Consider the following 22,193-nt stretch of genomic DNA (forward strand, 5'->3'; position numbering starts at 1 on the left):
TCCAAAGCACTTGAAAAATTCGCTATTATTTGAGGTTTTATATATTGTAGCCCCGTCGGGAATCGAACCCGAATCAAAAGTTTAGGAAACTCCCATTCTATCCGTTGAACTACGGGGCTGAAAAATGAGTACTAAAATAATAACTTAAATGTATTTCTCGAGTAATTTTTTATGATTTCAGGATATCTATTAAGGTTGATATAGATTTTAATAAACGCTGTAATAAAGATTCACATTCAAATATAAACAAAAAAAGCTAGTCTTTCGACTAGCTTTTTGCTCCCTCTCTTGGGCTCGCCCCTCGGGACAGATTAGCAGTTAAATCAAGACTTGACGTTGTTTTACTTCTATTATGATGGCCAATTTGATGCCTATTGATAATTAATTTAATGTTTGTTTGTATACAAAGATAATGATGAATCTTAATTCTGATTTATTAAATGAAGATTATTTTTCAGCGAACTAGTTTTCCTTAATTTCTTCCAAAATCCTACCCCACCTTCGCAAACCCACTCACAAAAGTTTCTACAAATCCAATAATCTTACTCAAGATTCTGTCACCTGTTTTCTTACGTTCCAATACTTTAGGCTTTTCACCTTCTATTAAGTCCAAGAGTTCATCTCTTAAAGGTTCGCGTTCGGCAAAGAGGTAATTTTCTATTAGCTGTTCTGTTTTTTCTTCTGACAAGTTTTCTTCTTGTACCAGTAGTTTAAAGGCTTTTATCTGTTCTTCATTCCAGTATTTTTCAAATTGGTCCGGTAGGTCTTCTGTGTCTTCTATTGCGGGAAGGTTTTCTAGTATGAAACGTTCAATAAGTTCTCGTTTACTTCTCAAGTTGGCTTCTCCAGTAAGTAAATCAATGATTTCTTTTTGCTTCTTATTTTTCTCGTGAGGATCGGCATTTTTAAGGTTTGCCAATAGATGCAAGATGTATGTAACATTGATTTCGTCACGGTGGATTAATTCCAATTCGAAATCGACGTCTTCTAAAATGGAAACCTTTTCTTTTTCGTGATTGCTTTTGACTTTATCGTATAAATCGAGGTATTTGCTTTTGTAATCTTCAAACAATTGCTCGTCCATATCCAAATCTTCCATCTTGAAATCAGAGAATGTGGTTAGCACATTTTTAAGTCGCATAAGTTCACGGAATGCTTTTACAAATTCCAATTCGTCCTTTTCGCTTTGTAAATCGTTCACGCTATTTACCGTTGGAACAATCTTCAAAAGAGCTGTAACTGCTTCTCCAAATTGTTGTACATAATCCTCATATGGCTGCATAATGATAACGTCTATGGCATCTTTGTTTGAGAAGAGTGCTATGGCATCATCTGTAGCTTTTTTGAGGTTACGGAAGACTATTATGTTCCCCTGTGATTTCTGCTCATTAAGAATTCTGTTGGTTCTGGAATAGGTTTGAATCAATCCGTGGTGTTTCAAGTTTTTGTCCACATACATCGTGTTCAGATTTGGACTATCAAAACCCGTTAAAAACATATTGACTACCAACAAAATATCGATCTTTTTGTTTTTTACATTCTTGGAAATATCATTATAATAATTGTAGAACAATACGCTGTCTTTGGTAGAGAATTTTGTGCCAAACATCGTGTTATAATCTCCAATAAATTCATCTAGTTTTTCTCTGGAATGTTTGTTTAAACCATATAAGACTTTTGGTTCTTCAACTACCGATAATTCTTCGGGAATGAAACCATTAGCATCTGCATCGTCTTCATTGGCAGCATAACTGAAAATAGTTGCAATTTTTAAATTGTGTCTTCCTTCTAGTTTCTTAGCTTGAAGAATATCGTAGTATTTAATTAAGGTTTCCACGCTACTTACGCAAAACATAGCGGTAAATTCCTTACTATGGGTTTTACGACTGTGATTGTCTATGATGTAATCGGAAATTTTGTTTAAACGTAAAGGCGATTCCATTAATTCCTTAGTATCAATATCTTCCACCTCAATATCGATGTTGGTTTTGCTGTCGTCCTTTTGTTTGTAACGACCCACATATTCCACGGAGAACTTTAAAACGTTCTCGTCTTTAATAGCATCTGTAATCACATATTTGTGCAAACATTCGCCAAACAACTCTTTGGTGGTGCGTTTCCCTAATTCATTCTTTACCGCATTATCAGCAAAAATGGGCGTACCGGTAAAGCCAAATAATTGAATATTATTGAAAAAAGATTTTATACGAGTGTGTGTTTCTCCAAACTGCGAACGGTGGCATTCATCAAAAATGAATACAATGCGTTCGTCTTTCAGTTTATCCATTTTACTCAAATACTGCTTTTTACTAATGGCTGTATTTAGTTTTTGAATGGTGGTTACAATGAGTTTAGTGTCATCCGAGAACTGATTTACCAATGCTTTTGTATTGTCTGTTCCGTCGATGCTTCCTTTGCTAAAGCTATTGAATTCTTTTGTGGTTTGGTAATCTAAATCTTTTCTGTCCACCACAAAAACCACTTTTTTGACTTGTGGTAAATTCATTAAAATCTGACTGGCTTTAAACGAAGTCAAGGTTTTTCCGGAACCAGTAGTATGCCAGATATAGGCATTTTTGTTTGTGTTCTTTACCGTCTCAACCAATGCTTCTACCGCATAGTATTGGTAGGGGCGAAGCACCATTAGTATTTTGTAGGCTTCACTCAACACAATGTATTTGCATATCATTTTAGAGATATGGCACGGATCTAAAAAGTCCGTGGTGAAACCGTTTAATATGTTCGTCAGGCGATTATTGGCTACATCCGTCCAATAAAAGGTTTGCTTGAACGACTGATTGCGGTTGTTAGCGTAGTATTTTGTGTTTACACCATTACTGATTACAAAAATCTGAACGTACTGGAATAAGGCTGAATTCGCTCCAAAGGAATGGCGTTGGTAGCGGTTAATTTGGTTGAAAGCTTCTTTGAGTTCCAGTCCACGGCGTTTCAATTCGATTTGTACCATTGGCAAACCGTTAATCAACAAGGTAACGTCGTATCTGTTTTTGTAGACACCATCTATAGAAATTTGATGCGTAACTTGAAACTGATTTTGACACCAATGTTCCAAATTGATGAACTCAAAATACAAATCCTCTCCATTATCTTTCAGGATGTGTTGTCTTTCTCGTAGTGTTTTTGCTTTTTCAAAAACAGATCCTTTGTTTAAAATATTAAGCACACGGTCAAACTCTTTGGCAGTAAACTCTTTCTTGTTATGCTTTTCTAGTTGTACTTTTAGATTGGTAAGCAGTTCTTTTTCGTCAACAATAGTTACGCCCGCATAACCCATTGTTTGTAATTGGGCTACTAATTGTTCTTCCAGAATTTGTTCAGGTTGCTTTGCCATTAGTTAAAATATACTTGATAATTTTCTTCTATCTCTTTTACTTCTTCGTCTGTAAGTGTGCCAAACTCTTTTTCTTTGGCTCTTTTGGATAAAGAACCGTTGTTTTGTTCTAGGAATCGAATTAGCAAAGCCACCATTTTATCAGGCATTTGATAGTTGTTGTCTAGCCACAATTTCATAGCATCGTATTTTTGTAAATACGCTACTTCTTCGGGTATTATTTTGTGAATGGTGTAATCTACACATTCGCTTAAGAACTCTGCTTGTAGCGTAGCATCAAAATAACGATAGAAATCTATGGTGTCGTTCAGTACGTTTACGTTATTATCCTTGGTTTTCTCCCATTCAATAAAGTCCAATAGCGGATGCGAATAGTTTTCTAATACTTTTCGATAATCTTCTATTCGTTCTAAAATAGAAGCAGATACTGGAAAAATTATCCCTTGCGGACTGTATTTCATTGCGGACAATAAATGGTGAATTATGTAGCGGTGTATTCTGCCGTTTCCATCAACAAATGGATGGATGAACACAAATCCAAAAGCGATTGCAGTGGCGGTTAATAAGGGATGAAATCCTGTGGCTTCCATTTGTTTGGAAGCTTCCAGCAATCCGTTCATCAGTTTTTCAATATCTGCCTGTTTCGATGAAATGTGTTCTGGAATTGGTTCACCAGTAGTTCTGTCATGTTCACCAACAAACCCGCCTTCGGTACGATACCCCATGGTTACAAACTTGCTGTTTTCAATTACAATTTGTTGTAGTCGATACAATTCTTCTTTGCTTAATGGTTTGCTTCCAGCTTGTCCAATGGCTTTTCCCCAGCGAAGTGCTCTGTTTTGTGTTGGGTTTTCCCCTTCAATGCTAAACGAAGCTTTGGAATCTTTCAACAATAAAAAGGAGGAGGTTCTTAAAAGTACATCCTTGTGTATTCCTTTAATAACGGTGTTAATGTTTTCCGTGCTGTTTTTGTCAAGGTAACTTTCCAGTTTTGGGGTTTTGAAGATTAACGGACAAAAATCAACGGTTCCAGGTAGGTTGTTCTTGATGCGGTGGCGACTTGAATTGATGGGTACAGGCGAAGCGAATTGCAGTTCTTCATCTACCAGCGGAATAAAGTTTTTTATGGTCAGGTCTGGAATAGGGAGTTGTTCCTGCAACAGCCATTCGTATAAAAACCATATTTTTCGGCTGTATTGTCCAGTTGGTTCGCTTTGTATTATGTTTTTAATTTCTTCTTTTGAAACAGATTGAAACAGTTTTTTAAAGAATAACAAGTTTATTCCTTCGTATTTTAATGCAAAAACGAGGTGCTTGTACAGCGTATCTTCAATAGCATTTCGGGAAGAAAACACTTTCCAGTTCTCATTTTCATAACTCCTTCTTTTCTCACTAATAAGCGACAATCTGTTTGGAAAAGGCATAGCCAATCCCAGTCCTTCTATTATAGCACCGTAACCCACTAATATTCCCTCTTCAGGTGCTTTGAGTCCGTGAAATACACTTGTTTTAAGTGAAAAACGCTTATTATTCATAGTATTAGTGAAAAATGGTTATTCAAATATAATGGAAAAATAGGTTTTTTGTTGGAAAAATAGGTTTAATATTTATTATTTAAGGAAAAACAGGTTTTTTAATTTTGGAAAAACAGGTTTTAGTTGTGAAAAACAGGTAAAAAACAACAATTTTTCGGAAAAACAGGTATGCAATCATACAAACATTCCCTGTAATAATCCTTTTTTCCAAACCTCCGTATTCGTTATCTGTGCCTGACACTGATTGATTTTATCATCAATGGTAGATAGAAAAGCAGCTATTTTGGTTTGTTCCTCGAGGCAGGGAACTTTAATTATTATTTTAGCCAAACTAGATCTCGGTAATTGCTTGAGCGCAGAACCTGTTTGTAAAGCTTTAAATTGTGAAATACCCCAACTTGAACATAGATAATTAAGTAGAAACCTAGAGTTTAAATTAACAGCTACCCTTAATAAACATATTTGAGCATTAATATTTGAATTGTTAAACTCCTCACTAACATAAGCTAACATTCCAATATCTCCTCTAGTTGTAACTAGTATGTCACCAGTTTTAAGATGGCCACTTTTGAGTATTTTATGATGTTCAGCATCAATGAATTTCATATCATTCATTGTTAGTTTTAAGTTTTTAATATTGTTCGCTCTTATAAAAGGTACTCCTGATGAAACCATTTGGTCAGCACGGGGGTATAATTCCCCATAATTCCCATCTGAGACATATATGCCCAATTCCCCCAACTTCTTCTCCTCCCAATCCGCAAACGCCTTCCCAGTATCGTCTTTAAACCTTAATTCCTGCGAGAATAACTTTTGCATCACGCCTTTTTTGTATTGCTCTAAAAGGCTTTTCTTTTGCTTCAGGACTTGTAGTTTTTCATCTACTGCCGTGAGGAATGTGGCAATTTTTTGTTGTTCTGGGAGGGTAGGGAAAGAGATTTTAATACCTGAAATCCTTCCAACATTAATACTTAGAACTTTCGAGCCTTGAGATTCTTTTTGAACTTGTAATCTTATATTATTTGACTTAAATAAAAAACCATTGAAACCAATTTTAAAGGTTTTTTCTATTGGTCTTGCTAACAATGTATGTAGTCCAGAAAGTAATTTTTCATTATTCAAGTTAACTATTTCAATACTTTTTCCAACATCATTTAAGTCTTCCGAAGCATCTGCAAAAATTATATCTCCTTCTTTACAATAGAAATCATCTGAAATTCTATTTATTGAAATTTCTTCATTTATAAATGGAACAATTTCTTTTGTAATGTCGAATAATGTTTGAAATTTGGTGTGAATATCACCGTAATGAATATTTTTTACGACACCATTTCCATAATTTAAGTTTTCTCTTGAAAATGAATTTGTGACTTTAAAATTAGCCACTTCGCCAAATTTCTTCAATTCCCAACCTCCCTTAAATTCTGGGAAACGCAAGGCGGGAGTATTATTGTTTGCTGTAGGCATTAGTTGGATTTGTTTTTTAGTTTGTCTTCTAATTGCTTTAACTCTTCTAAATCCTGCTCATCGGCTTTTTGGGCTTCCAGTTGTTTTCGTTGCGTATTGAACTTTTCGTAAATGGCATCCACTTTTTTCTCCATTTGTGGGTGGCTTACTTTTCCTTTATGGTTCAATACTTTTTTATCGTTAAACTCAATAATTCGGTTAATATTTACTTTCCAAAAATTCATAGTAATGTCTTGTCTGTTTTTGGCTCTTAATTCGGCAGTTTCAAGAAACACAACCACAAAGCGGTTTAAGGTGTCAATTTCGTCGCTTGTCAGGTAGTTTTTAGCAATATAAATATCTTGTTTTCTCACAATTGCCCCTTTCCAACTGGTAAGTGCCATAGTAGGATCGTTTGGGTTGGCACGAGAAACTACTAATTCAGCAGCCGTTTTTCCTGTAATGGCATACAGGATTTTATTTTGCGTTTCGGCAAAGAACATTTGGGTTGCTTTATCTGTTTTGTCATAATCGCTACTCAACGAGAATAGGTCACGTACTTTTTGATAAAATCGTTTTTCAGAGGCTCGTATGTCACGAATACGCGTTAGTAATTCATCAAAATGATCTATTCTACCATTCGGATTTTTAAGGCGTTCGTCATCTACAACGAAGCCTTTAATCATGTATTCTTGCAGGTTTTGGTTTGCCCATTGACGGAACTGTGTTCCTCTTTTGCTTCGTACCCTAAAACCTATGGCTAAAATCATGGCAAGAGAATAAAAAGTAACAGAGTAATTTTTACCATCAGAGGCAGTTGTTAAGTAATCCTTAACAACTGAATTTGATTCTAATTCCTTCTCTTTTAATATTTTAGATATGTGCATACTGATGTTTGGCACAGAGGTGTCAAAAAGTTCTGCCAATTGATTTTGGTTCATCCAAGCATCACCGTCTCTAGTAAAAAGTGCTACCGAAGATTTTCCGTCAACCGTATTGTAAATAATAATGTCTTGTTTTTCCATCTTAAAAAGGGGTTACAATATTCAATTGTTTACAGAAATTAGCAAGGATTTTATCGGTATTGGCAATTTTTGTATCCAGTGCTTTTATATCATTCGCAATAGCGTCAATGTCAATGCTGTCTTCCGCTTCAAATGTATCTACATAACGTGGGATGTTCAGGTTGTAATCGTTTATGGCAATTTCTGCCAATGTAGCACGCTTGCTGTATTTATCTTCCTCGGTACGATTGCGGTAGGTTTCAATGATTTTATCAATGTGTTCCTCGCGCAAAATGTTTTGGGTTTTTACCTTTTCAAAATGTTGGCTGGCATCTATAAACAAAACATCTTCCGGGTTTTCACGGCATTTTTTATACACCATAATACAGGTAGGAATGCTCGTGCCATAAAAAATATTGGCAGGCAACCCAATCACTGCATCCATATAATTGCGGTCTTCAATCAAGTATTTACGAATGTGTTGTTCTGCTCCACCACGAAACAAAGCTCCGTGTGGCAATACTAATGCCATAGTCCCGTTTTCAGCAAGATGGTGAATCATGTGTTGTACAAAAGCAAAGTCAGCTTTACTGCTTGGTGCTAACTTACCGTACTGGCTAAAGCGGTCATCACTTGTAAACAAAGGATTTGCGCTCCAATTAGCAGAGAAAGGAGGATTAGCCACAATAGCTTCAAATTGTTTGTCTAAATGTTGAGGGTGTTCCAGAGTGTCTTCTTGCTTAATATCGAATTTTCGGTAATGAACATCGTGCAAAATCATATTCATTCGCGCCAAGTTATAGGTGGTACGGTTCATTTCCTGTCCGTAAAAGTTAGACACTTCACTTACTTCTTTGGCAACTCGTAATAACAATGAGCCAGAGCCACAGGTAGGATCATAAACTGATTTTAGTTTGCTTTTTCCCGTGGTTACAATCTTAGCTAATATTTTACTGACTTCTTGTGGTGTATAGAATTCACCTGCTTTTTTACCTGCTCCACTGGCAAACTGTCCAATGAGGTATTCGTAGGCATCACCCAAAACATCCACCTTGCTATCCTCTAATTTAAAGTCAATTTTATCTAAATGAGAGAGAACTTTGGCTATGATGTCGTTTCTGGCTTCGGGAGTTTTTCCCAGTTTGGTACTGTTCAAATCCATATCCTCAAAGAGATTATCAAAATCATCTTCGCTATCTGTACCCATAGTGCTCAACTGGATATTGATAAGGATTTTTTGAAGGTCTTCAATGATAAAATTGCTAATGCCTTCCACATCACTATTCCCACGTTTGGCAATTTCACTAAAAAGCTCTTTGGGTTTCAGGAAATAGCCTAATTTGTCTAATGATTCTTCTCTAATGGCAGCAATGTATTCAGCTCCTTCGGGAGTAGTATCATCAATATTTCTGAATTTTAATCCGTCTTCTTTTAAAATGGAATTGGCATAAAGCTCCATTTTTTCAGCAAGATATTTAAAGAAAATAAATCCTAATATGTAATCTCGGAACTCGTCTGCATTCATTTTCCCACGAAGGGTGTTGGCTATATTCCAAAGTTGTTGTTCCAACTGCTTTTTCTGATCTTCTGACATTATTTATGGTTAAGTTATTTCTTTCCGCTAAGGTATTGAAAAATAAATCATAGAAAATGAGGAAAACCGTAAATGGGGGAATTATTTTTATATACATCAGGATTGATATAAATAATATGGTTTCAAGATTTATTAAAACAAAAAAAGGCGGTTTTTACACCACCTTTAATTTTAGGAGTACTTCCAAAGAAATCCTCCTGATTGTTCTCTTTCTCCACGACAGCACCTTGCAATACAGGTTTTTGAAAGTCCTGATTTTCTAGATGCTTCTGATGCTGACTCATAGCAAGCTACAATTTCACCATCTAAAGAAATTTGATTAACTGTTTTTCTTCTCAAATCAGAGATTGATTTAGATTCAATTGTACTAGAGTAACTCCAATTATAACCTTTACAAGTTTTGTTGGTATGCAAACAAACATTGCTTATGCTTCTTTTATTTGCATTGACTGCATTAGCTGCACTAACTAAATCAACGTATGAGTTGACCAATTCTCCAGTTTCAACATTATATTTTGGAAGGATTGGAATTGAGATTAGACGTTGTGTTTTTTCTCGTTTCATCTGAATCCAGTTAATGTTATCAAAACCTATTTGGATGTTTTGCTTCTCAAGATTTGTCATTTCGTTATACGCTAATCCTGTGTAACAACAGAAAATGAATAAGTCTTGAATTGTGCTTAATCTTTTTTGTTGCAATACTGCTTTTTCAAGGGTTTTGAGTTCTTCTGTAGTAAGAAAAATAACTGTTTTACGAACTGTTTTGGACTTGTGAAGTATAAACGGATCTCTGTCTAAATACCCTTCTGAAATGGCTTGTTTTATTGGAGTTCTAAGCCTTTGAATGGTTTTGTTAACAGTAATTTGTTCTTGTTTTTTCTCGGTCTTTAAATAGTAGTCAAAATCACTTAGAAACTGCAGACTTAGTTCTTTTAGTGGGTAATCTGTTTTCTTATATTTCCATTTTAGGAAAGCTTCTAAATGGTTGCCTACATAAACGAACTTGCTATAGGTATTGTCTTTGATTTCTCGTCCTACCAGTTTTTCAATTTTGGAGAGATACTGTTTGTAGTAGGAGAGAATAAATTCACTTTTCTTTAGTTCTTTGCCTAAGTATTTGCCGTGAATGTCTTCAATAGAAAAAGGATTTTCCTGTAATTGTAAAATCATGTAGATGCTACTGATCTTGGATTTTATTTTGTCAAGCTGAGAGTTGTATAGAATTGCAGATTTATGGGATTTTAGAATTACTTGGTTCTTGGTATCCCAATGCTCGGACTCAATATTAATGCCTGTGCTAAGCTGTTTTCTATTCCCATTTAGGGTTAGTCGGCAAAATAATGGAGATTGATTCTTCTTGTTTTTTCTATTCTTTCCTTCAATAAATAGAATTTTTAAATTGTCTGTTGTCATAACTTTTTGTTTTAGTCAGACATGCAAATGGTTACGATAAAAAAAGTGATGCCTTTTAGAAAAAGAGATGATGCCTAATATGTTGCCTTTTTTTGCAAAATAAGTTGGCAAGTTGGCAGAAGTCAAAAAATCTCTATTCTCTACTGAATCGCCGTGAAGTCCCGATTTCATTACTGCTTTAAAACAAAAAAGACCTTACATTGCTGTAAAGTCTTTTTAAAAAGCTCCCTCTCTTGGGCTCGAACCAAGGACCCTCTGATTAACAGTCAGATGCTCTAACCAACTGAGCTAAGAAGGAAACTGTATTTATTATTCTTTTTTTGAATGAACGTTTTATGTCGCTTTAACTAGTAATTGTTGTTTGTTTAAGCGGTTGCAAATATAGTGCTAAATTTAATTTTTGCAAACTAAATTGAAAAAAATATTGAAAAAAATTATTTCCCAACAATTGCTTTGTAAATATCATTCCCATTAGCAAACAATAACAAAGTGATAAGTAGAAAGAAACCAATCATTTGGGCGTTCTCTAAGAACTTGTCGCTAGGTTTTCGACCACTAATCATTTCGTATAATAAAAACATAACGTGACCTCCATCAAGAGCCGGAATTGGTAATAAATTCATCACACCAAGCATTATCGACAACAAAGCAGTAATGTTCCAAAATATCTCCCAGCTCCAACTGCTAGGAAAAATATTATAAATGGCCGCAAATCCTCCAACTCCTTTATAAGCACCTGTGTCTGGGTTGAAAATCAATTTCAATTGTTTTCCATAGCCCATCAATTGATCTTTTCCTTTTTCGATTCCTACTGGTATTGACTCTATAAAGCTATAGTTTTCTTTACTGAATTTATAATAGCCCAATTTTTCCAAGTTATCTTCTGTCAAAGAACCCAAACCAACGCGTAGTTTTCCTTCGTTATTAACTTCAACGGTGATAGGAGTTTCTTTTAGATTTCTTAATACAACAGCAGGTATTTTTTTGCCTTTATTGGCATTTAATATCACAGCCGCTTGGTCAAAATATTTTATTGGAGTTCCATTTAGAGAAACGATCATATCTTTTGGTTTTAAAACTTCTTTGTTTTTAGAAGTATCAGAAAGCTCACCCACTACAAATGGCATTCTTAAAGTAATCACGCCTTTTTTATCAGAATCTAAAAATTTGCCAATAAAATTTACGGGCATATTGATGTTTATTTCCTCTCCATTTCTTTTAACAACTACAACTTTTGAAGTTAAAATATCCATAGAAACTGAGGGAACAAATCGTTCTATTTTTTTTCCATCAATCGATACAATTTGATCTCCAGTTTTGATTCCTACACTTTCTACAACAGGACTAGTAACCCAAATTCCATCTTTCAATTCGGAGTTGTTGAGGTAAATATCGCCATAAGCATAAGCCATTCCGATGTAAATGATAAAGGCCAAAATAAAATTTACGGTAACACCACCCAACATAATAATTAAACGTTGCCAAGCTGGTTTCGAACGAAATTCCCAAGGTTGCGGAGGCAAAGCCATTTGTTCTTTGTCCATACTTTCGTCAATCATTCCTGATATTTTTACATAACCACCAAGAGGCAACCAGCCGATTCCGTATTCGGTTTCACCAATTTTCTTTTTAAGCAATGAATATTTTACGTCAAAAAACAAGTAGAATTTTTCCACTCGGGTTTTAAATATTTTGGCAGGAATAAAATGTCCTAATTCGTGTAATATAATCAGTAATGATAAGCTCAATAAAAATTGAGAAAGCTTGATAACTATTTCCATTTCTTGTTTTTAAATTTTGTATAGCGCACAAAAGTAAGGTTTTCTATTTTAGTTCCAAAGGTTTCCTTTTTCCCAGACGATAATTATTTGTTAATAATTGTGCCTTTTCCTTTTTTAGTTTACCAAATGTCCCTTAACTTTACTTTCTGTTACATATTCTAAAGCTACGAAGATTCAATTTCCTAATAAAATAAACAATATGCCTGTCCAATTATTTTCACCTATTCAAATAAAAAACCTCACTTTCAAAAACAGAATTGCGATTTCGCCAATGTGCCAATATTCCTCAGAAGACGGTTTTGCCAACGATTGGCATCTCGTACATTTAGGAAGCCGAGCTAGTGGAGGCGCAGCTTTAATCATTCAAGAGGCAACTTCAGTTTCTCCCGAAGGTCGAATTTCTCCAAGTGATTTAGGCCTTTGGAAAGACGATCATATTGAAAAAATGCAAGCCATAAATCAGTTTATACTTTCCCAAAATGCGATTTCTGGAATTCAATTGGCACACGCTGGAAGAAAAGCAAGTATGTCGGAACCTTGGAACGGCAATAAAAGATTGGACGAATTCAATGGAGGTTGGGATCCAGTTGCTCCAAGTGCGATAAGCAATCATTCGAACGAAAAAGCCCCAATTGCTTTAGACAAAAAAGGAATCCAGAAAGTAATTTCCGATTTTAAATTGGCTACCAAAAGAGCTTTGAAAGCCGGTTTTCAAGTGGTCGAAATTCACGCAGCTCACGGATATTTGTTGCACCAGTTTCTATCACCTCTGACTAACTTTAGAACTGATGAATACGGCGGAAGTTTCGAAAACAGAATTCGTTTTACGTTAGAAGTGCTCGAAGCGGTACAATCCGAATGGCCAGCCAATTTGCCTTTGTTCATTAGAATTTCTGCCACAGATTGGGCGGATGGCGGATGGAACATCGAGGAATCAGTACAACTTTCTCAACTATTGAAAGAAAAGGGCGTGGACTTGATAGACGTTTCTTCGGGTGGATTAGTTTCGCATCAGCAAATTCCGTTGGGACCGAGTTATCAAGTTCCTTTTGCCGGCAGCATCAAAAAAGAAACGGGGATTTTAACGGGAGCAGTCGGTTTAATCACCGATGCCCATCAAGCAGAAGCCATCATTGCTGACGGAAAAGCCGATTTGGTTTTGTTCGCCAGAGAATCTTTAAGAAACCCAAATTTAGCTTTGGATTTTGCCAAAGAACTTGGCGTGAATGTGCCTTGGCCAAAACAATACGAAAGAGCTAAAATTTAAACATAAATTAAGTAATTAGTCATTTAAGTTTAATGTTAAAACTAGAATTAGACATAAAAACAAACAAAATGCAAATAATAAAAACAGCACTGTTATCTTACGGAATGTCGGGAAAAGTTTTTCACGCTCCGTTTCTAGAACTTCATCCTGGTTTTGAACTTTTAGGTTCTTGGGAAAGAAGCAAAAAACTAATTCAAGAAGATTATCCTGAAGTCAAAAGTTTTCCTAGCTTGGAATCTATTTTGGAGGACAAAAGCATCGATTTGGTTATTGTAAACACACCAATCGACACCCATTTTGAGTATGCCAAAAAAGTGTTGCTCGCCGGAAAACATGCCATTGTCGAAAAATCTTTTACATCAAATGTTGCCGAAGCTATTGAATTAGCTGCCTTGGCCAAAGAAAAAGGATTGAAATTGTCTGTTTTTCAAAACAGAAGATGGGACAGTGAACTCAAAACCGTGAAGAAAATTCTGGATTCGAAATTGTTGGGCGAAATTGTCGAAGCCGAATTTCATTTTGACCGTTACAATCCTGTTTTGAGTCCAAAAGTGCACAAGGAAACCGTCAATTCGGGTTCTGGAATTATGAAAGATTTGGGGCCACATATTATCGACCAAGCCTTGTATTTGTTTGGTTTGCCCAATGCCGTTTTTGCTGATATTCGATTCACAAGAGACCAAACCGTAATCGACGATTATTTAGATATTTTACTATTTTATTCGAATCTAAGAATACGATTGAAAGCAGGATTTTTTGTAAGAGAACCCAATCCTTCTTATGTGATTCACGGCAAGAAAGGTTCTTTTCTAAAATCGCGTGGCGATGTGCAAGAAGACGAATTGAAAATAGGAAAAAAACCTAATTTAACCACTTGGGGAACTGAAAAAGAAGGTCATGAAGGACTTTTGCACACTGAAATCGACGGCAAAATTATAAAAGAAAAAGTACCCACGCTTCAAGGAAATTATTACGACTTCTTTGAAGGGGTGCATCAAGCTATTGCAAATGATAAAACCGAGCCTGTAACTGCTCAAGATGGTGTCAATGTGATGCGAATTATTGAAGCGGCTTTTCTAAGTAACGAGCAAAAGAAAACAATCGACTTATAAACAATAACGTTGTAATGTTCGGTTTATAAACGAAATAGCCAATAGGGACGTATTGATTTTGTACTTTTGTAGATTCAATTTTAAAACAAAACGATTTGCAGTATTTTAATTTTATCGGTATTTACAAAGCGAAAGGCAAATACAAGAAAACGTATCGAGACGCCAAACAATCGTATTTAAACCGAATTCGTTGGGCAGTTTCGATGTTTTATTTTGGTATGGGTTTATCTTTTGCCACTTGGGCAAGCCGAATTCCAAACATCAAAGCCGATTTGCAGTTGAGTGATGGCGAACTAGGAACCATTCTTTTTGCATTGCCAGTCGGACAGTTGACAATGATGTTTTTTTCGGGAAAACTAGTTACTCGTTTTGGAAGCGATCGCATTCTCACACTTTCAGCTTTACTATATGCTTTTAGTTTAACCAATATCGGACTGGCACAAAATGCATGGCAATTGGCTCTAGGATTGGTTTTCTTTGGAATCTTTGGCAATTTGACCAACATTTCTATAAATACTCAAGGAATTTATACCGAAGGACTTTTCAGGAGAGCAATTATGTCTTCGTTTCACGGAATGTGGAGTTTGGCAGGATTCACAGGAGCTATAGTTGGACTGGGAATGTTGGCACTAAAAATCACGACTTATATGCACTTTGTTATTGTGGCATTTGTAGTATTAGCTTTGGTGGGCATCAACGTCAAGTATTTAATAAAAGCCAAAGAAAAAGTTCGTGTCGAAAAGAAAAAAACATTCAGAAAACCAGATATGTCTTTGGTTTTGTTGGGTGTTATTGGTTTTTGTAGTATGGCGAGCGAAGGAATTATGTTCGATTGGAGTGGTGTTTATTTCAAAGATGTCGTCAAAGCACCTGGTCCATTAATCATTATTGGTTATACTTCTTTTATGATAATGATGGCTAGCGGACGATTTTTTGGAGACTATTTAATCAATAAATTTGGGCGGAAAACAGTGATGCAAATTAGTGGTGTTATGATTTCTTCGGGCTTGTATATGGCTGTAATTTTCCCTTATATCATTCCGTGTACTATCGCTTTTATGATTGTAGGTTTGGGCGTTTCTACCGTTATTCCTACACTTTACAGCATTGCGGGAAAACATCCAACGATTCCAACAGGCGAAGCTTTGACCGCTGTTTCTAGCGTGAGTTTCCTTGGGTTTTTGATGGGACCTCCCGTTATTGGTCATATTTCGGAACTATTTGGTTTGCAATTTTCATTTGCTTTTATTGGAATGTTCGGAATTTTGATCGCCTTCTTAGTCAAAAGAGTGAAAGCAATGGAATAAAAATACTTGAGTTATTTTACCACAGATTATTTCATCAATTCGCTATCGCTCGGGTCGCTGATTTTAAAAAATATTTCAAAATAAAACGGACTGATTTTAGCTGATTTATTCGAAATCAATCTTTCTGAAATCATAAAATAAAGATTCAAAAAAGAAATCTGTGAATCTGCGGTCAAAGTGAAAATTTATGTTTTAACCCTTAATGATTTCGATGCAATGTCCATAAGTCCCTCGTAAATCATTAAATTTGTTGCTTATTAAAAGTTATGTTAGAAAAAGAAATAATAAATTTTGAAAAAACGGCTATTGTTGGTGTCGTAACTCAAAACCAAAGTGAGGATAAACTCAAAGAATATCTAGACGAATTGGAGTTTTTAACCTTTACAGCTGGTGGTGAAGTGGTGAAACGTTTTTGGCAAAAAATGGATAAACCCAATCCCAAAACATTTCTTGGTACTGGGAAAATTGACGAAATCAATCTTTATGTCAAAGAAAATGACATTTCGAGTTTGGTATTCGATGATGAATTGACGCCTTCCCAACAAAAAAATATTTCCAAAATCATAGATTGTAAAATCCTCGATAGAACCAATCTTATCCTTGATATTTTTGCCCAAAGAGCCGAAACTTCATATGCCAGAACGCAGGTAGAATTGGCACAATGTATCTATTTATTACCAAGATTATCTGGTTTGTGGACACACTTAGAACGTCAAAAAGGGGGAATCGGGATGCGTGGACCTGGAGAAACGGAGATTGAAACCGATAGACGTATTGTTCGTGACCGAATTTCGTTATTGAAAGAAAAAATAAAAGCCATCGACAAGCAAATGGGAACCCAAAGAGGCAATCGTGGCGCAATGGTTCGTTTGGCTTTGGTAGGTTATACCAATGTTGGAAAATCAACTTTGATGAATGCCATTGGCAAAAGCGATGTTTTCGTAGAGAACAAACTTTTCGCCACATTAGATACTACCGTTCGAAAAGTGGTCATCAAAAACTTGCCTTTCTTACTTTCAGATACAGTTGGATTTATTCGAAAATTGCCAACACAATTAGTCGATTCTTTCAAAAGTACGCTCGATGAGGTTCGTGAAGCCGATTTGTTATTGCACGTTGTCGATATTTCGCATCCAGAATTCGAAGATCATATCGCATCTGTAAACCAAACTTTATTGGATATAAAAGCAAATGATAAACCAGTAATTATGGTTTTCAATAAAATTGATGCTTACAAACATTTGACCATTGACGATGACGATTTAATCACCGAAAAGACACCTCGTCACTTCACACTCGAAGAATGGAAAACAACTTGGATGAGTCGTGTGGGCGAAGAAAATGCCTTGTTTATTTCTGCTACAGAGAAAGAAAATTTTGAGGAATTTCGGGAACGTGTATACGAAGCCGTGAGACAAATTCACATCACTCGTTTTCCGTACAACAAGTTTTTGTATCCAGATTATAAGGATGCTGTGGAGAAAGAAGAAAAAGAATAATTTTCCCAAAATATAAAGTACTACAATCCCTTTTGAATTTTTCATCGGGGATTTTTTTTGGAAATGTCCCAGATTTTTTTAGTATTTTGTAAGAAAAAATGAATATATTTGGGAGGAATATAATATAAAACACACCTTTGTGGATCTACTTAATTGAAGGTTCGTCTCGATTATATACGAGTTACAAGCAAACTAAACATATAGCTAAAAACAGAATATGATTAAATATATAACATTCGTAATTCTAATATTACCGTTACTTATTAATAACCAAACAAAGATTGACAACAATGTTGCGGTTAGATTTTTCGGAAAAACAGAAACAATTAATGAAGTTACAAAGGAAGCAAAACTTAGAGCTTTTTATTTGAATTCAAATGAAGATTCATATGTAGCAATGCGTGTGGAAACTTTGGTTAAAAGTCAACTTCCAGAAAGTGAAAAAGAGTTATGGAAAAATTATAAAATAATCGCAAGTTTTCAAATAAAAGCTATGGCAAAAAAAGGATTATTTTTTAAAGATTCAATTCAAATAAAATTTAAAAATTATAATGCTTATAAGCTAATTTTCAAAGAAAAAAAATCAGAAAAAGATAGCGCAGAAACTTTGATTTTATATCTAAATGACATAACATATATTTTTATTTATTCAAAAGTCCAATCCTACGACATAAAAGCTAAAGAAAAGTTTTTTAATTCCATAGAAATTACCAATACCGAAAATTTAAAGCAGATTGAAGAGCCTTATAATTATTGGGTTGCTTTAGTAAAGATATTCTTGGGAGGAGTTTTTATTTTTTTAACTCGTAAGTTTTTAAAAATAGAAAAAAAAAGAAATCTGATAAAATAGTCAGTTGGCAATAGCTGTTTTTGAAATAGTTTATGATTTATTGGAATTATCGTTTCGGATCATATTTTCTATAAAGCAGAAAAATGGAAAGGTTACGAACCACACTTCATCACAAAGAAGCATTCCGTTACACAAACCAAATATCCCTTTTGAACTCCTATTTCAAAATGGATTCTAATATAGATTCTAAAACCCGTAATTAACTCCTAAACCAAAGACTTCTCGGGTTTGAAATCCTTGATAAGCACTGTCGTCGTAAATGGTTAGAATAGGTTTTTATAAGAAGTTTATTTCTTCTTAAAAAGCGGTACTGCCGAACAAGCTTCTCCATACATAATACTTCTGGCAAAAGGTTGTAAATAATGCGCGGCCAAAATATAAGCGCGTATTGGAACTGGTTTTTTCGAACAGCCTTTTATAATTACGGCTTTGTTGGCGTAAACTGAAAAATCTATTTTAGAAAGGAGTTCCTCGTATAATGAAGAGTCTAAATCTTCAATGGTTCCATTCACTATTTTCTTGGCAAAAGGAGCCAGTTGTATAGCAACCAAAACAGAAGCCCAAGCCGGAAAAACAGCATCTGTGCTGCAATTGATGGCGACATATTGATCTTGATATTGCGACCAATCGTGATTTTTGAGATGTTCTCTAAAGTCTTTTTCCTTCAACAAAAATCCTTCCAGAAACCATTGCGAAATATCAATTTGCGCACGAAATCCCTTTGGATAGTAATCTTCTAAATCGAAAACTTCCAAAGCGCTGTTGGCTACTTTATTTATTATTTCCTCCATTTTGAAGAGTTTAAAAGTTTAAAAGTTTAAGAGTTTAAAAGTTTTAAAGTTGCTCAACCTTAAACTTTAAACTTTAAACAAATTTTACAACATTCCCAATTCTAATTTGGCTTCTTCGCTCATTAAATCTTTGCTCCAAGGCGGGTCGAAAGTGATTTCTACCTCAGCTCCTTTGATGTGCTCGATCGATTTTACTTTTTCTTCCACTTCTCTTGGCAAACTTTCTGCCACAGGACAGTTAGGAGAAGTAAGTGTCATCAGGATTTTCACTTCAAAATCAGTGCTGACCATTACGTCATAAATCAATCCTAATTCGTAAATATCGACAGGAATCTCTGGATCGTAGATGGTTTTTAGCTTTGCTACGATTTCAGTTCCTAATTGGTTGGTGTCTACTGCTTGTTCCATAATTTTACTGTTTTTATTTACTGTTTCTGTTTTTAAACATATAAGTCATATAAGTTTTTTTATTGATAAATATAGTTCCTGTTTGTATTGAAAAATAAGGACATATAAGAAAAAGACATTTTTATATAATATTAAAATATTCTTACTACTTATATGACTTGTATGTTAAACATTTATTCTTCTAGCATTCTGTAATAATCATTTACCATAGTTTTTTGTCCTTCATAATAAATGTTTTTCACATTAAAATTAATTAACAAACCCATTGGGGTTTTAAGTAAGTTCATATAAGTTAGTAATTGTGCTTCAAAAATAGAATTAATTTCTGAAACTGATTTTAATTCAACTACAAGTGCATTTTCTATTAATAAATCACATCTTAGTTTTGATTCTAATTCGCATCCTTTATAATTTAATGGAATTTGTAGTTCAGATGAAAAGTTTATTTTTCTTAACTCTAATTCTTTTTTCATGCAACTATGATAAACACTTTCTAAAAGTCCAGGACCAATTTGTTTGTGAACTTCAATTGCCGCTCCATTTACTTGATAAACCAAATCTTTGAGATAACTTCTGGTTATAATCATATCTTAATGAATTAGCTTGCTTTTTTTAATTGTTGAATCTGTTTTAAATCTTTTATGAACTTAGTTTTTATTCTTTTAATAGCTTGAAAATTCTTAAATGACTTATATGTTTAAAGTTGTTTTTTTGCATCGAATGCCAATGCGTACATTTTTATATTTTTTATCATCGAGACCAATCCGTTGGCTCGTGTGGGCGACAAATGTTCTTTGAGTCCGATTTCGTCAATGAAATCCATATCGGCATTCAGAATATCTGTTGCTTTTTGGTTCGAAAAAACTCGAATTAATATGGCTATGATTCCTTTGGTTAAAATGGCATCACTATCGGCGGTGAAGACAATTTTGTCGTCGTTTTGTTCTCCTTTTAGCCAAACTTTCGATTGGCATCCTTTGATGATATTATCGTCGGTTTTGTATTCTTCTTGGATCAAAGGTAAGTTTTTCCCTAAATCGATAATGAATTCATAGCGTTGCATCCAATCATCAAACATCGAAAACTCGTCAATTATTTCGTTTTGTATTTCTTTTATGCTCATATTATGCTGAATTTATTTCAGTATTATTCTTTTTTTGCAAATGTATTTATTTTATCAATTAGTTTTTTGATGGCTTCCGGCGGATAACCGTGATCAAAAGAGGTTGTTTGATATGTTTTATCTTTATACTGAACGTCTAAATTGGCAATGGCAGCACCATCGTGAAAACGTTTTTCGGTTGGTGCTTTTAAAGTCTCCAAACTATCCAAATTGATAGTCTCAAAATAAACCTCCAATTCCTTCCAATCTTTTTCTGAAATTTTTGTTGAAACAAGCTTGTCATTGCCACTTCTGTCTTTCGAAATCGTGACCATTTGGTCTTGAATCGTTATCTTTTGATAGAAACCTCTAGTGTTGGCGCTATATTCTAAAACAGCTGTTTTCAAGTCATTTTTGGTTTGACCTTCACAGCTTTTGCTCAGGAAAATGCTCAATAATAGTACTGCAAATAGTTTCATGTTTTTTTGTTTTAAGCCAACATTAATTGTGCTTTTTTCACAGCTTCGACCATAACATCAATTTCTTCTTTGGTATTGTAAAACGAAAACGAAGCCCGAATTGTTCCCGGAATGTTGAAATAATTCATAATTGGTTGGGCACAATGATGTCCAGTTCGAACCGCGATTCCCAATTTGTCCACTATCGTTCCAATATCATACGGATGAATGCCTTCAATGTTAAAAGAAACCACCGAAGTTTTTTCCTTGGCCGTGCCATAAATTTTCAAACCTTCGATTTCCAATAATCTTTTTGTGGCATATTCTAATAATTCTAATTCTTGTTGTTGAATGTTGTCAAAACCTATGGAATTCATATAATCTACAGCTGTGCCTAAAACAATTCCGCCAGCAACATCAGGTGTTCCAGCTTCAAATTTATGAGGTAAATCAGCATAAGTGGTTTTCTCGAAAGTTACTTCCTTAATCATTTCGCCACCACCTTGATAAGGTGGTAATTTATTGAGCCAATCTTCTTTTCCGTATAAAATTCCAACACCTGTTGGGCCACACATTTTATGTCCCGAAAAAACATAAAAATCACAATCCAAAGCTTGAACATCGGGTTTCAAATGTGGAACCGCTTGTGCGCCATCGATTAAAATTGCAGCACCAAATTCGTGGGCTTTGTCAATCATATATTTAATGGGATTCACAGTTCCCAAAGCATTCGAAATATGATTTACGGTTACGATTTTGGTCTTATCCGACAATAATTTATCGTATTCAGCCATTATCAATTCGCCATTTTCATCCATTGGAATCACTTTCAAGGTAGCTCCAGTTTTTTCGCATAACATTTGCCAAGGCACAATATTGCTATGATGTTCCAATGCTGAAACCAAAACCTCGTCGCCCGTTTTTAATAGTGAAGCAAATCCATTGGCGACAGCATTAATTCCGTGTGTTGTTCCCGAAGTAAAAATCACTTCGTGAGCGTATTTTGCATTGATATGATTTTGGAGTTTGCCGCGCGAAATTTCATAAGCGTCGGTTGCCAATTGGCTCAAAGTATGCACGCCACGATGAATGTTGGCATTGATTTCTTGGTAATATTTTGAAATCGCATCAATCACGAATTGTGGTTTTTGCGAAGTGGCTCCGTTGTCGAAATAAACCAATGGTTTTCCGTTTACAGTTCTGGAAAGTATCGGAAAATCAGCTCTAACTTTATTGATGTCTAACATTTTGTCTGCTTTTTGTCTGTCAATTAT

At 34.9% G+C, this 22,193-nt stretch carries 18 protein-coding genes and 2 tRNA genes; 5 read left to right on the forward strand and 15 right to left on the reverse strand.

The window, feature by feature from the left end; translation table 11 throughout:
- Positions 1–47 precede the first annotated feature (47 nt).
- The 9 genes from FNW17_RS00995 to rseP form a co-directional block, all read right to left on the reverse strand.
- Positions 48–119: transfer RNA gene (locus FNW17_RS00995), tRNA-Arg, on the reverse strand.
- A 371-nt stretch (positions 120–490) separates the two neighbouring features.
- Complete coding sequence (locus tag FNW17_RS01000; protein WP_144070665.1) at positions 491–3,352, reverse strand: type I restriction endonuclease subunit R; 2,862 nt, start codon at positions 3,350–3,352, stop codon at positions 491–493.
- Positions 3,352–4,887, reverse strand: a complete 1,536-nt coding sequence (locus FNW17_RS01005) for a Fic family protein (RefSeq protein WP_144070666.1) — start codon at positions 4,885–4,887, stop codon at positions 3,352–3,354. The genes FNW17_RS01000 and FNW17_RS01005 overlap by 1 nt, the downstream gene beginning before the upstream one ends.
- Positions 4,888–5,061: 174 nt before the next feature.
- Positions 5,062–6,354 carry a restriction endonuclease subunit S gene (locus tag FNW17_RS01010; RefSeq protein WP_144070667.1) on the reverse strand — a complete coding sequence of 431 codons (1,293 nt, stop codon included), beginning with the start codon at positions 6,352–6,354 and terminating at the stop codon, positions 5,062–5,064.
- Complete coding sequence (locus FNW17_RS01015; protein ID WP_144070668.1) at positions 6,354–7,358, reverse strand: virulence RhuM family protein; 1,005 nt, start codon at positions 7,356–7,358, stop codon at positions 6,354–6,356. Before FNW17_RS01015 ends, FNW17_RS01010 begins: the two co-directional genes overlap by 1 nt.
- Position 7,359: 1 nt before the next feature.
- A complete protein-coding gene (locus tag FNW17_RS01020) occupies positions 7,360–8,931 on the reverse strand; it encodes a type I restriction-modification system subunit M (RefSeq protein ID WP_144070669.1) in 1,572 nt (523 codons plus the stop codon).
- A 171-nt stretch (positions 8,932–9,102) separates the two neighbouring features.
- Entirely contained in the window at positions 9,103–10,344 is a 1,242-nt protein-coding gene (locus FNW17_RS01025; protein WP_144070670.1) for a phage integrase SAM-like domain-containing protein, read from the reverse strand.
- A gap of 224 nt (positions 10,345–10,568) precedes the next feature.
- A tRNA-Asn gene (locus FNW17_RS01030) sits at positions 10,569–10,642 on the reverse strand.
- 136 nt (positions 10,643–10,778) lie between these two features.
- Positions 10,779–12,125, reverse strand: a complete 1,347-nt coding sequence (gene rseP, locus FNW17_RS01035; protein ID WP_144070671.1) for an RIP metalloprotease RseP — start codon at positions 12,123–12,125, stop codon at positions 10,779–10,781.
- A gap of 199 nt (positions 12,126–12,324) precedes the next feature.
- On the opposite strand from rseP, the gene FNW17_RS01040 reads away from it, so the two are divergent.
- From FNW17_RS01040 to FNW17_RS01060, 5 genes are all read left to right on the forward strand, one after another.
- Positions 12,325–13,392, forward strand: a complete 1,068-nt coding sequence (locus FNW17_RS01040) for an NADH:flavin oxidoreductase/NADH oxidase (protein ID WP_144070672.1) — start codon at positions 12,325–12,327, stop codon at positions 13,390–13,392.
- 68 nt (positions 13,393–13,460) lie between these two features.
- Positions 13,461–14,504, forward strand: coding sequence for a Gfo/Idh/MocA family oxidoreductase (locus tag FNW17_RS01045; protein WP_144070673.1), 1,044 nt, complete (start codon positions 13,461–13,463; stop codon positions 14,502–14,504).
- 95 nt (positions 14,505–14,599) lie between these two features.
- Complete coding sequence (locus FNW17_RS01050) at positions 14,600–15,811, forward strand: MFS transporter (protein WP_126563074.1); 1,212 nt, start codon at positions 14,600–14,602, stop codon at positions 15,809–15,811.
- Between the two features lie 266 nt (positions 15,812–16,077).
- A complete protein-coding gene (hflX, locus tag FNW17_RS01055; RefSeq protein WP_144070674.1) occupies positions 16,078–17,310 on the forward strand; it encodes a GTPase HflX in 1,233 nt (410 codons plus the stop codon).
- 217 nt (positions 17,311–17,527) lie between these two features.
- Positions 17,528–18,160 (forward strand): hypothetical protein, encoded by a 633-nt coding sequence (locus tag FNW17_RS01060; protein ID WP_144070675.1) that lies wholly within the window; start codon positions 17,528–17,530, stop codon positions 18,158–18,160.
- 287 nt (positions 18,161–18,447) lie between these two features.
- Here the strand turns inward: FNW17_RS01060 and FNW17_RS01065 are convergent, their stop codons facing one another.
- The 6 genes from FNW17_RS01065 to FNW17_RS01090 all read right to left on the reverse strand — a co-directional run bounded on the left by FNW17_RS01065 (position 18,448) and on the right by FNW17_RS01090 (position 22,166).
- Positions 18,448–18,951, reverse strand: coding sequence for a DUF2480 family protein (locus tag FNW17_RS01065; protein ID WP_143391251.1), 504 nt, complete (start codon positions 18,949–18,951; stop codon positions 18,448–18,450).
- Positions 18,952–19,035: 84 nt separating this feature from the next.
- On the reverse strand, positions 19,036–19,359 hold the full coding sequence (locus tag FNW17_RS01070; protein ID WP_144070676.1) for a DUF59 domain-containing protein: 324 nt from the start codon (positions 19,357–19,359) through the stop codon (positions 19,036–19,038).
- A gap of 173 nt (positions 19,360–19,532) precedes the next feature.
- Positions 19,533–19,946 carry a GxxExxY protein gene (locus FNW17_RS01075; RefSeq protein ID WP_144070677.1) on the reverse strand — a complete coding sequence of 138 codons (414 nt, stop codon included), beginning with the start codon at positions 19,944–19,946 and terminating at the stop codon, positions 19,533–19,535.
- Between the two features lie 110 nt (positions 19,947–20,056).
- On the reverse strand, positions 20,057–20,482 hold the full coding sequence (locus FNW17_RS01080; protein WP_144070678.1) for a SufE family protein: 426 nt from the start codon (positions 20,480–20,482) through the stop codon (positions 20,057–20,059).
- A gap of 23 nt (positions 20,483–20,505) precedes the next feature.
- A complete protein-coding gene (locus tag FNW17_RS01085) occupies positions 20,506–20,940 on the reverse strand; it encodes a hypothetical protein (RefSeq protein WP_144070679.1) in 435 nt (144 codons plus the stop codon).
- A gap of 11 nt (positions 20,941–20,951) precedes the next feature.
- Complete coding sequence (locus FNW17_RS01090) at positions 20,952–22,166, reverse strand: aminotransferase class V-fold PLP-dependent enzyme (RefSeq protein WP_144070680.1); 1,215 nt, start codon at positions 22,164–22,166, stop codon at positions 20,952–20,954.
- Between the last annotated feature and the right edge of the window lie 27 nt (positions 22,167–22,193).

Source organism: Flavobacterium franklandianum (genome assembly GCF_007097365.1).
GTDB lineage: Bacteria > Bacteroidota > Bacteroidia > Flavobacteriales > Flavobacteriaceae > Flavobacterium > Flavobacterium franklandianum.